At 32.2% G+C, this 13,111-nt stretch carries 6 protein-coding genes; all 6 read right to left on the reverse strand.

Annotation, left to right across the window (positions count from 1 at the left end):
* Positions 1 to 8: 8 nt before the first annotated feature.
* The gene (locus AABL81_RS10280; protein WP_341340972.1) at positions 9 to 941 is read right to left on the reverse strand and encodes a PorP/SprF family type IX secretion system membrane protein; all 933 of its coding nucleotides are present in this window, start codon (positions 939 to 941) and stop codon (positions 9 to 11) included.
* Positions 942 to 953: 12 nt separating this feature from the next.
* Positions 954 to 2,288 (reverse strand): gliding motility-associated C-terminal domain-containing protein, encoded by a 1,335-nt coding sequence (locus AABL81_RS10285; RefSeq protein ID WP_341340973.1) that lies wholly within the window; start codon positions 2,286 to 2,288, stop codon positions 954 to 956.
* Positions 2,289 to 2,717: 429 nt separating this feature from the next.
* Positions 2,718 to 8,630, reverse strand: coding sequence for a hypothetical protein (locus AABL81_RS10290; protein ID WP_341340974.1), 5,913 nt, complete (start codon positions 8,628 to 8,630; stop codon positions 2,718 to 2,720).
* Between the two features lie 38 nt (positions 8,631 to 8,668).
* Positions 8,669 to 10,480 (reverse strand): DUF11 domain-containing protein, encoded by a 1,812-nt coding sequence (locus tag AABL81_RS10295; RefSeq protein ID WP_341340975.1) that lies wholly within the window; start codon positions 10,478 to 10,480, stop codon positions 8,669 to 8,671.
* Entirely contained in the window at positions 10,470 to 10,865 is a 396-nt protein-coding gene (locus AABL81_RS10300) for a hypothetical protein (protein WP_341340976.1), read from the reverse strand. The genes AABL81_RS10295 and AABL81_RS10300 overlap by 11 nt, the downstream gene beginning before the upstream one ends.
* Positions 10,866 to 11,974: 1,109 nt before the next feature.
* Positions 11,975 to 13,102, reverse strand: coding sequence for a helix-turn-helix domain-containing protein (locus tag AABL81_RS10305; RefSeq protein WP_341340977.1), 1,128 nt, complete (start codon positions 13,100 to 13,102; stop codon positions 11,975 to 11,977).
* Between the last annotated feature and the right edge of the window lie 9 nt (positions 13,103 to 13,111).

Here is a 13,111-nt window from a genome sequence, read left to right on the forward strand (position 1 = left end):
TAAATCTATTAGAAGAATCTTGGTGTATTAATTCTACCGCCACGTTTAAACAACTCAAAACGCAAGAAGATCTCGTGTGACCCAGAATTATATCTTGCTAATTTAGTAGTTTCTGCGTCATAAGCATAACCTACAAACAAATTTTCATTTATTTGGAATCCAGCTAATGCACTAACAGATGCATCCCAACGGTATGCAGCTCCTACAGTAAACTTATCTACAATTAATAAATTGGCTGTTAAGTCAACTTGTAATGGTGCTCCTTCTATTGCTTTTGCTAAGAAGGCTGGCTTCAACTTAAGACTTGGATTTAACTCAAATACATATCCCCCCATTAAATAAAAGTTAGCTCTTTGACGCATTGTTTCAACATCATTATCATCATAACGATCTGTTGTCAAAAAGTTAGGAACTGAAAAACCTAAATATGCTTTATCTGAGTACAAATATACACCAGCTCCAAGGTTTGGCGAAAATTTATTATTAATATTCTCCTGAGAAACAGGATCATTTGGATTATGAATATTAAGTTTAGTATAATCTACATCTAATAAATTAGCTGTCCCTTTTAATCCAAAAGCTAATTTATAATCTCTATTAAGGTTAATTGCATACGATAAATCAACCGAAATATTATTTTCTGCCATTGCACCTAATTGATCATTGGTAAAGTTTACCCCTAAACCTAAACCACTTTCACCTAAAGGTGTATTAACAGAAACATTTGCTGTTTTAGGTGCTCCATCAAGACCTACCCATTGCGTTCTATACATCCCAAAAACAGTAAGAGTTCCTCTTGATCCAGCATAGGCAGGGTTTACATTATTTGTATTATACATATACTGTGTAAACTGAGGATCTTGTTGCGCTTGCATTTGAGAGAAACAGCCTAACGCAAGTAGGCTGATTCCAATCTTTTTTATTTTATGTTGAATACTCATAAATTCTTTCTATTAATTTGTGTCTAAGTGTAGGTAACCTGATTTCTTAATCATTCTTGAACCTTGAGCATCTTTATACTCATAGTTTACAATGTAGAAGTAAGTACCTGTTGGTAGTTTCTCGTTTTTATTAACTGTAACACGGCCTTCTGAATATCCGTTAAAAACGTTTACTGAACCATCGCCAGCACTATCATAGTTCTTAGCGTCATAAACCTTAACTCCCCAACGGTTGTAAATCTCTACCGTATTATTAGGGAATCTATTAATATTATCGATAATGAAGTAATCATTCATTCCATCTCCATCAGGAGTAACTAAGTTGTAAATAACTACATCTCCATCTAATAATAAATCTGTTTTCACTGTTCCTAAAGTAAAGAAACCATAACCTCTAACTGTAGAAACAGTAGTAATTTCTTTTCTCTCAAGGTCAACAGCTCCACCTTCATCTACCCACATTTGTTGTTTTGCATCCCAACGAATAATATGTAATTCTTTTTCAGGATTAGTCAACAATTCAGCTGGTGTAGTACGCTCATCCCAACTTAAGGTAAGCATTACATCATTTTTACTATTGTCATTTCCTTTTTCAACAGTCCAGTATTCTTTCATGTCAACTAAGTCAATAACTCCAGCTTTGTTTTTACGAGCTCTAAAGAAAGCCTCTGCGTCATTCGTAGAGAACTTACCTTCATAAGCATCTTCTGCTGCACCTGGTGCACTGATACGAGCATATCTGTATAAACCTTCATCTCCTTTAGGGAATTGAAACTCTTCGTTTCCTACTTTTCCAACAAATCCTTCAGCGTGACTTTTATCCGTAGGGTTATTAGCTTTCGCACCTTTTAAAAAGGTAAGCGCTCCTTCTTTTGGATCAACTTTAATAATACCATCTTTAAAATCAACCGTACCATTAACGTCCATCTCACCTTTAAGGTCAAACGCCATTACTGCTGTAGGATTATTTAACTCCACATTGTAAAACTCAGCAATACCTGGTTTCTTTTTTGATGTCGCTTTAGTTGATATTTTTTGCGCTCCTTTTGCAGGATCTGCTGGAGTAAAAATAGCTTTAGATCCTTTAGCATCTTTGCTGTGAGAATAAATATTCTCGTTGTGAAAATTGCTATAATAATAAACAGTTCCATCGTTATTAACGATTCCTTCTGCTGTATTTTCAAAATCATAAAGCGTAGACATCACACCACCATTAACGATAGACATCTTACCTTTATTAATCATTACTTTATCTTCTTTTGCTTTTTCTGCTTTCTGTGCAAATGCAGCACAAGGAACAATAAGTCCGATTAGAGCAACTGATTTAAATAACTTTTTTGATTGCATAACTTCAGTTTTTTTTTAGATTATAAGTAAGAATTACCCCCAAAACTTACAATCTGTATATTATTTTTCTACGAATACCTTTTGTGTCTTCTTGTTTAAAACACCTTTTAACAATTCTCCCTTTGTACTAACTCTATCTTTTACTACATCCTCATTCTAACTTGACTTTCTGAAGACAGAATACAGTAAAACATTCTTATTATCAAAGGTTTAAGAATTTAAACTTCTCGAATCACAGCCTTAGGCATAAGTCATATAGCAACTATTGTACCATATTTACTTAAAACACCTTGTTATTATGCTATTAATTGTTATAATCCCTTATTTAGAATACAACTTTATAACTTAATCTACGGCACGTAGTATAATTTCAAACTCTTATTTTTAAAGAAACCGTGTTAGCCCGAAGACTAACACGATTAACTTTTCTTATTTATTATTCACAACAAATACTACAGTCATAAATGCACCGTATTTTGCTTTCTTGATAATATCGTAAGTTAACTTACCTGTCGCATCAATCTTCACATTAGCAAAAACTGCTGGATCATAATAAGGAACAAAGAAATCTAATTCGCTTGCTGCAAATACTGGAATTGTAGCATTAACATCAGACTTAACCATTGCTGGTCTATCTCCAACTATTGGTGTTTCTACAACTGCTCCTGTTCCTGTAAACATTGCTTTATACTCTTCGTACAAGTTTCTTGTTTTACCTGTTCCTGTTTTTGAAGTATCAAACATTACTGGTGGCATATAGAATACTTTAGGCATAGCTGCTTTCACATCTACAGTGTATTCATTTTCTTTACCATTAGTACCAGGTGTAACAATTACATTACTTGTAGTACTATTACCTCCATTAACTACTGTAGGTTTTGATTTATCTACCCATTTAACAACTTCGTTCTCTCCTTCTTTAACTGTTTCAAGAACTTGTCCTTCATTTCCTGCTTCAAGTCTGTTAACAGTTAAGTTCCCTTTCATATTAGAAATATCAAACGCACTTTCATTAACAGTTAAAGAAACATTTTGTAAAACAGTACCATTTCCATTAGTAACAGTTAATAAATTTTCTGATTTTGAAGTTAAGTTTCCTCCTTTAGTCACATCTCCTGCTTCAATAACTGGTTTTTTCCACTCTACAGTTGTTATAGTTTTACCTTCGCTATCTTTTGTCTCTGTAGTTGTAAGTACTTCACCATCTTTTCCTGCTTCTAATTTACCTGGTGTAACTGCACCATCTTTAATTTTATCAGAAGTTACAGCATCTTTACCTAATTTATCAGAAGTAATAGCTCCATTAGCAACATCAATCTGTACATCTTTTAACAAAGCAGTAGATCCTTCTCCAGTGATAGAAATTGTATTCTGTCCTGAAGTTAATGCTTTCCCATTAGTCACATTTCCTGCATCAATAACTGGAGTTTTGTTAATCCACTTTCCTCCTTCGAATACTAATACATTTCCGCCTGCTGGATTCTTTGCATCAATAGGATTCCCTTGCAATTGAGAGATTGTATTAGCACCTGCAGTTCCTGTAACATCACCATCTAATTCAGTAGCTGTAGCATTTACTTCTGCATCTTTTACTGCCACTGTATAAGTAGTCGTTTTACCTATTGTGTTAGAAGTTACAGTTACAGCATGACCTGCAGCTACTTCTGTTTTTTCTTGTCCTGCAACGATAGCTTGAGTTAAATCTAAACCTTCTCCAGGAACACCATTTACAGTAGTAACCAACTTATTGTCGTTATCTAAAGAATTTTCAACTGAGTTAATAATTTTAGCTGACTTAGAAATACCATTAACATTTGAAGTCATTGTGTTTTCAGTAGAACTTAACTCATTAGTAGTAGCAACAACTTCAGGAGTTTTCCACTCTGTAGTTTTGTTTCCTTCACCATCTACTTTAGTAACTAAAACATCTCCTTCTTTCTCACCCGCTGTAATAGATAAAGTAACATCTTTCAATGTTGAATTCTCACCACCTACAACTGTAATTCCTTCTCCTTTGATTCCTTTAGTAGAAGCAATATTCGCATCAGTTAATTCAACTGAAGCTTCTTTTCCGTTAACAGTAGAAATTAACTTATTTCCATCTAATTTTAACTCATTAGTAGTAGCTTCTTTTTTAGTAATCCATTCTGTTTTGTAAACTGGTTTACCATTTTCATCTTTCACTACTTCTCCTTTATCATCTTTTAAAGGATCTTTTGAAGTTACTAAAACATCTCCAGCATTTTCACCTGCTTTGATTTCTAATTCTACGTTTTTAAAAGTAGATTTATCTCCACCTGTTACAACGATTGTTTTAGAAGTAACATTCCCTTTAGCTAATTCTTCTTTAACTTTATCAAAATCAACATCTAAAGCTCCTGTATTCTCATTTTTAGTCAATCCTTCTCCAGCTACATCTTTATTGATTTTTTCTTTAGTAACAGATCCTTCTTTCAACATTTCCTTTGAAATCTTATCTGTTAAATCAACGTTAGATTCAACTCCGTTAACTGTAGATACTAATGTATTTCCATCTAATTTTAACTCATTAGAAGTAGCATCTTTAGGAACCCATTTAGTTACCGCATTACCTTTATCATCTTTAACAGTAACTAAAACCTCACCATCTTTTCCTGCCTCAATTTTATCAGTAGTTACAGCACCATCTTTAATTTTATCAGATGTAATTGCATTTTCAGCAATTCCTAAAGTAACGTCTTTTAATAATGAATTAGCAACCGCAGAATCTGTACCTGCTATATCTCCAGCTGTAACAGTAATTCCATCACCTTTTAAAGCTTTAGCTTTAATTTCTTCACCACCATTCGCTCCATTATCAATTGCATCACCAATAATATCTTTAATTGAAGTTTGTTTTAAAACTCCGTCTTTACCAGCAACAACTAACTTATCAGAAGTAGAATCTACTTTATCTCCTAAGTCTTTCATTCCTTCAATAGCTAAAGAATTTGCTTCTGTTGCTTTGATAACTGTAGGCTTAGTTAAATCTCCTCCTAATTCAATCTCGTTTCCATTTTTAGTAAGACCATTACTTACAATAACAGTATTTCCTAAATCTGAAGCATCAACCCATTCTGTAACTTTATGAGTCTCTTTTTTATCAGTTCCATCAGAATTTTTACCAACTACAATCTCTTTTGTTTTAGTTACTAAAACTTGACCATCTTTCTCTCCTCCTAAAACCTCAATAATTGTAGCATCTAACAATGCTTTTTCTCCTCCAAATACTTTAATAGATCCAGAAGTTAATGCATTACCATTTAAAGTCTCTCCTGAAACTTTTTCATAGCTAACACCACCTTTACCATCAGCAACAGGTACTGCTCCTTTTTCTACTGGATTAGTTGTTCCATTACCTTCTGTGAATGAAGTCATCTTATCAGCTGATACAGATCCGTCTTTCAACATTTCATTTGAAATCTTATCTGTTAAATCAACTGAAGCTTCTTTTCCATTAACTGTAGATACTAATTTATTTCCATCTAATTCTAACTCATTAGAAGTAGCATCTTTTTTAGGAACCCATTTAGTTATTTCTGTACCATTTTCAGTTACAGTAACTAAAACCTCACCATCTTTTCCTGCTTTGATTTTTTCTGTAGTTACAGAGTTTTCTCCTAATTCTTTCTCAGTGATTCCTCCTGCTTTGATAGATAAAGTAGCAGCTTCTAATACAGATTTTGCTAATTTATCACTATCATTAACTAAGATAATTCCATCTGTACTTAAATCAGCTCTTTTTGCTTCAATAGCCTCAATTCTTTCTACTAATTTATCAATAGCACCACCTACTGTAGTAGTATCTCCTAATTTAGTATTAGTATATGAAATATCTCCAGCTGCAAATTTAATAGTCGCAATTGTAGTACCTTTTGAATCAGTGAAAACATAAGAATCTCCTTGTTTTTCAACATTCACTAAAGCTGGATCGATTTCAACTCCTTTAGCATCTGCTTTAGGTTTTCCATCCTCACCAATCTGACTTTCGTTATAGTACGTAAATGTTCCATTTGCATTTTCAACCAATTGAGTAACTGTTTCTACTGACTTCACAACAGTATCTTTAGGAACCCATTTAGTTATTTCTGTACCATTTTCAGTTACAGTAACTAAAACCTCACCATCTTTTCCTGCTTTGATTTTTTCTGTAGTTACAGCACCGTCTTTAATTTTATCAGTTGTAACTGCACCATCAGCAATAGCCAAAGTGACATCTTTTAATAAAGCATCAGTACCATTACCTACAGTAATATCAGTAGATGTTAAGCTACCTTTTGTATTAGCAACAACACCAACCTTTTTAATCAATTCGTCAATAGCATCTTGTACGTTTTCTGATTTTAATCCCGAATTTGAATTATCGTATGAAGAAGCTTTTGCTTTTGTATCTATTTTTGCTAATTCACCATTACCATCAATAAAAGTATAAACTCCATCAGCCACTTCTATTTCCAATGTGTTAGCATTAAAAGTAATTCCATCTTTTCCAGGAATTAACTTTCCGTCAACATCATAATCATCCTCATTGTGGTAAGTAAAAGTACCATTACCGTTATCAACTAAAGTAGTAACAGTCTCATTCGCTTTTACCATCTCTTTGATAACTTGGTTATCACCTTTTACCCATTTAACAGTTCCGTCTTTGTCTGTTACTAAAACCTCACCATCTTTTCCTTTTTCAAGTTGCGTTAACTTTAAAGTTCCACCTATTTGAGCTAAGTCAAAGTTTCCTTGATTTACAGTTAATGTAACGTCTTTTAACACTACACCAGCCTCTAAAGAAACTGTCATCAAATCATTAGCAGACTTTAACGCTTTTCCATCTACATTATCAGAAGATACATTTCCATAAACTACAGAACCATCTTTCTGAACTACAGGTACTTTCCCTTGTTCAGCTGGAGTAGCTCCTAACTTTTCAGCAGTAACTGATTTGTTTTGTAACATTTCAGTAGTCAACTTATCCTCTAATGTTTGTTTTGATCCAACACCATTAACAGTTGATACTAATTCACTACCTACTAACTCTAATTTGTTTGTAGTAATTGCTTCTTTTGCAGACCATTCTACTTCACCATTCTCATTCACAACTAAAACATCACCTGCTTTTCCATTTTGAAGTTGAGTCAAGTTTAATGTTCCTCCTAAGTTCTCTAACTTAATTTCTTTTTCGTTTACAGATAATTTAGTTTCTTTTAAAACAGCTCCTGTACCATCAGTAACAACAATAATATTATTACCTACTAAATCTTTACCGTTTAAAGCAGAACCTAAGTTTACAGTCAAATTACCATCTGCATCTATATCTAATCCACTTCCTGGTTTTACAACACCTGGAACGTCTTTAGTAGCAGTAGGTACATCTAATGTATATGTAATTTTATTTCCATTCTGAACTTGAGTAACTGAGATATTCTTCCCAGCACTTAACTCAGATATAATTTGATTATCTTGAACTAACTTCTCTACATCAATATTATGAGCAACAGCCTTTTCGTCTGTATAAGTTAATTGTTTCTGGGGTGCATTATAAATTAACTTAGTTAAAGTTTCTTCTACTTTAACAATATTCTTTAATACATTGTATAAATCTTGGTCAGTCTTATTTTTAATCACCTCAGTAATATCACCTATTACGTTGATTTCCTTATTAGTACCTGCTTCGTTTTTGTATATATATTTACCAGGAGCTACACGCGTTAGAACGGTAACTGTTTCGTGTGCTTCTACTAATTCTTTTAAGTTCAAAACAGTTGATTTACCTGCTTCGTCTTTAAATGTGATTGTACCTGCAACTGCATCTGTAGCAATAGAAGTTACTGTTTCAAAACTTTTAACAGCTGCTTTAATATCTACAGTAGTAGGTTGTTTTTTCTCATCTGTATATGTTAAAGTTCCTGTTGTAGGATTATAAGCTAATACAGTTAAAGTTTCATTTCCCTTAATTAAATTTTTAATAAGTGTAGTTACCTTATCTCCATCCATTTTAAGGATCTCTTCAAATTTGTTCACTACAATTTGAGGAATATCTTGATCAGCTGTTAAACGAGCCCATCTATTAATATGCCAATAGTAATATCCTGGAGTTACATCCTTTACTGTAGCGATATTATAAACTAAAAGACTCTCTACGTTTTTATTTGTAATTGTTGTTATATCTTTAGTATCTGTTAATTTCACATTTGGAATCAACAAACCTCTATTTGGAGCACTTACTGTTAACTCAGCAGATAAGTTAGGATCTTTAACTCCAATACCAACCTGTGCATTTGCTGCCATAGCTCCCATTAAGAAAGCAACTGAAAGTAATCTTTTTTTCATAACGATATATTTTTGTGTCTTAAACGTCTTAATTAAAATTATTGTACTTTGTGATAAATGTGTGGGTTAGTCATTAAAGGTCCACCACCTTCTACTATTGTGATTGTTGGCTGTTTCTTTCCTTGCTCATCACTTGATTCTGCAGAAACTTCAACATCTTTTGGAGATGTTCCATAAACAGTAGCTCTATTTTCAACTTTCTCAGCGTCTGTATCAGCATCTGTTATATGATAAGTAGCTGTCCCAGTCCAAAATTCATCCGTATCTAATAAACCATTACCATTTGTATCACCTGTATAATTATATACAGTACCGACAGGTAATTTCGTATCCACTAAGCGAATATCGTTTAAAGGAACATCACCAATATTTGTAATTGTAAAAGTATAGTTGATAACTCCATTACCATAAGTTCCATCTACTGTATCATCTACCTTTCCTATTTTAACTAAATCAATACCTGCAGGTCTCTGTACATCTGGAGTTACTTCATCCTCATTATTAGTTGGATCTGGATCAGGTTCGTCTGATGTTATCTTAACTTTATTCGTGTAAACACCAGTTGGTAACACCTTAGCTTTAATTTTTAAAGTAGCTACTTCATGAATCGCTTCTATTGTTTCAAACGCCCACAAACCAGTTTTTGGATCATAATCAGCATCTTTTTTTGATGAAACAGCACTAATAAATTCATATCCGCTTGGTAGGATATCCTCTATTCTAACATTATGTCCAAGATAAGGTCCAGTATTAGTAGCTGTTAAGGTAAATTCAACAGTATCTCCAACATTAGGAGTCATATTATCAACTGTTTTTTCTATCTTTAAATCAGCACCCGTTGTTCCTTGTATTTTTTGAATGATTACTCCTGAGTCGTATTGAGTATCACCTGAATCAGCAATCGCAATCTTAAACTTATACGTTTTTCCTCCTTGAAGTCCTGTTAAGTCATAAGTAATTAGCTTCGTTAATCCATTATATTCAATATACACTGGCTTGTATAAGTTATTATTCGAATTATATTCATTATTATTATATACTTTATCATAATACACAGGGTTATTATAATTATCATATCTATAAAATTCACTATGAGTACTAGTTATATGACCATTGTTTATATAGTGCTGTGAATTTCGTAAATCTATACCATCCATCGGTTGACCTGATGAACCAATAAAACCACCATTAATAGTATTAACACTGATAGTATTTTGGTTATATGGATTACGAGCCATATTTACTGTACCTTCAATTCCTGGACCCGAAACAAAGAATCCAAAAGCATCATTATACTGTGATCCTACATAGTTAGGATATTCTTCTGATCCAAATTGAAATGCTACACGCAAAGCAGAAGTATGTTTTTCCAATGTTACTTCAAATGTTAAAATAACAGCATTTCGAGTAGCCCCTTCATAAATACCTTGTAAATCTTTATCGTAGGTTAAAATATCAACCCACTTTCCAGTAGACTCATTATAATATGTAGTAACAGCATCGGAAACTCTTAAGTTATTATTTCGAGAATTTATATCAGAAATAGCATTACCTGTAGAAAACAAAACTCCTTTTTCCATTCCTAAATTAGCTTTTTTACCACCACTAAAAATAACAACCTGAGATCCTTTTTTATTATTTTTAGTATAACCTATTTCACCTGCCTTTAAAACAGGATTAGATAAAGTTAATCCCCCACCATTCAAAGAGTCTAATATTGCTTTCACAGTTGGAAAACTATTAGTAATCACAGCTGGCTCAAGATCCTGAGCATTAGAATAACTATAACTAAATAAAGTTATAAATATGCTTAATAGATATACAACCTTCTTTCTTATATTATTTATCATTCTCAACCTTATTTAAAACATTTAAATTTAATTGTTCAAGCAATAATTCGTTTAATAAAAACTTCTCATAAAGATCTTTTCTACCTTTTCGAAAAAAATAATCACCAACTTTATTCAAATAATCATAACGTAATGTCCAAATCGTGCGACCTTCTTTTAAATCATTTTCTAATAAATAAAAATTCTTATAGACCAAAATCTCTTCTAATTTCTCTAATCCTGTATCCTCCAATTTCAAGTAATCTTTAATTAGTTTCAACTCTTTTGCAGATTGCTCTTTTACTTGAGCTTCTACTTTAGGATCAACTTGTGCATTCGCTACTCCACTTAACCCAAATAGCATGGTTAATGTTAGCAGCACCTTTGTAAATAATTTTCTTTTCATATTTTAAACTATTTTTTTTGTTGTTTTTAAACTGGCTGACATCATTATATGTACATCCGATTTAACACTGCAAAAGTGTTGATAATTAACGTAGTAAAGGTTGCGTTTTCTTAGTACGTCATACCTCCCAATAATATGAAACACGCCTCAATCCCTGTAACAGAGTACTACTAATCAGCCTTTTAGTATATATTCTACTATATATTGTAAAAAACGAATACAGCCGATTTAAGACATCATCTACAGGCGTACTTTTACTTGAAAAAACCGCTTAAAAATCATTTAATTAATCGAAAAATATACCTTAAACTACTAACGTAAAAAAGCAGTGAAAAAAATTACTTTAGATGGAAGAAAAAATAAGTTTGAATGATAAAAACACCAATAAAACTGATAAAAAATATAAAACAGCGGTATAAAAAATACACCTATTGGTATAAAAAACGCACGAAAACGCGAGGTAGTAGTAAAGTTGAACACAAAATCTTTAAAAAACAGCGGTTTTCTTGTCCCAAACAATACAAAAAACAGATAGATTATAGTGCTAAAAAGTAAACTCCAATAAAAAGACAAGCTAATGCACCTACCCTATCTAACTAACACAACAAAAATTAGATCCAAAATATAGCACCCCTTACCTTAGCAATAGTAAAAAAGAAAAAAAACACCACATATAAAACCAATAGCAGCAGTTACTGTATATACTACAGATAGAAATTACATATTTTACCACCTATTAAGATTACGTAAACACCTGATTTACAACACAAAAAACATACCTCACAGGTGATTAACTCGCAATTAGGCCGTAAATAGCTCGTAATTACCTCACCTAAAAGCCTTTTTAGCGAACTAATTACGACTCAATTACGACTTAATTACGACCTAATTGCCTTTAAATGTAAATTAAGATTATGATTACAAAGAAAGAGCAACCAATCGTGCAGCTAAAAAACTATCAACCTTTACATATACCTAATTGATTTAAAGCTACTTATCAACAAAACAACTCAGTATAAAGCAAAAAAAAATCACATGCATTGGCTAAATGATGTGATTTTTTAAGTTGTTGTTGGAGTTCGTGGCTTTAGAACTCCGGTAATCTGTTGTTATTTGTTGTTCAATCGTAATTGCTCTTCTATAAATTCAGAAGGAGAAACCCCTTCGAATTTTTTAAATGCTCTGAAAAAAGAAGTGCGCGAATTAAATCCACTTAACTCTCCTAATTCAGTAACAGTAATTTCATTATTTCTTTCTTTTAAAACTTTTTTTGCAAATTCCACACGCAACTTATTAATATGCGCATTGAAATGTGAGTTATATTGTAAAGCAAAGAACTGAGAAAGATGGTGTTTTGATATTTTTGTCATTTTCTCCAAGCGTTCTAAAGAACAACCAGAATCTAAATAAAACTTATCACCAATAATCACTTTCTCTACTAAAGCTTTATAGTCTTCTAAATGTTCTCCATTTACTTTAGACTTTTCATATTTCTGTACTACTTCTACAACAGGAGCAGTATCCTCTACTTTTTCAACAACCTCAACCTCAACTCCGTGTTCTACTATTTTAGAATTTTTCAATCGCTGAACATAGTATTGAAAAATAGTCAATGAATAACAGAACATTCCTATATAAATAATATTCTGATCGTTGTTTGGAATAGCATTATAAGAAACTAATCCTATAAAAATCATTGCCATAAAAATAAGAATCCAAACAATTCTCAAAATTAATAGGCGAGATTGGTTTTCTAATGTCACTTTCCCTACTTGAACGTAACAGTACAAAGCATATCCCATAAATTGAATTGCCTGCGTAACATACAATACTAAATAATAATAAACTAAATAAGGAACACTTAGTTTATCAATCATAAAAATAGATTGTACATAAATCAAGAAAAAAACAATACCCGGAATAAAGTGCAAAAGTGAATTTGAAAATCCAACTACATAGTCACCTTCCTTCCCTTTTGTCATTGCATTTAAACTGATATACAAAAAAGGTCCGTAAAATAGACTCAAAGGCAATCCTAAATAAACAAAGACATAATCATTGTAGAAGAATCTTGTTAAAATAATTATTGAGCAATGAATAGTAAACAAAACTAAAAAACCATTGGCAAGTCTTCTTGACTTAGGTCTTGCTACTAAACTACTATTAATGAAATAGGAGATTGACAACAATATTATTGCCGCTGCTAAAATAATTATATATAAATACGATTCCTCCATTTACATCAA

This window comes from Myroides sp. C1519 (assembly GCF_038039755.1).
Classification (GTDB): domain Bacteria; phylum Bacteroidota; class Bacteroidia; order Flavobacteriales; family Flavobacteriaceae; genus Flavobacterium; species Flavobacterium phaeum_A.

Coding starts and splice junctions, on each gene's coding strand:
- AABL81_RS10290 (WP_341340974.1), bottom strand. CDS start 8,630: ATGAAAAAAAGATTACTTTCAGTTGCTTTCTTAATGGGAGCTATGGCA.
- AABL81_RS10300 (WP_341340976.1), bottom strand. CDS start 10,865: ATGAAAAGAAAATTATTTACAAAGGTGCTGCTAACATTAACCATGCTA.
- AABL81_RS10285 (WP_341340973.1), bottom strand. CDS start 2,288: ATGCAATCAAAAAAGTTATTTAAATCAGTTGCTCTAATCGGACTTATT.
- AABL81_RS10280 (WP_341340972.1), bottom strand. CDS start 941: ATGAGTATTCAACATAAAATAAAAAAGATTGGAATCAGCCTACTTGCG.
- AABL81_RS10305 (WP_341340977.1), bottom strand. CDS start 13,102: ATGGAGGAATCGTATTTATATATAATTATTTTAGCAGCGGCAATAATA.
- AABL81_RS10295 (WP_341340975.1), bottom strand. CDS start 10,480: ATGATAAATAATATAAGAAAGAAGGTTGTATATCTATTAAGCATATTT.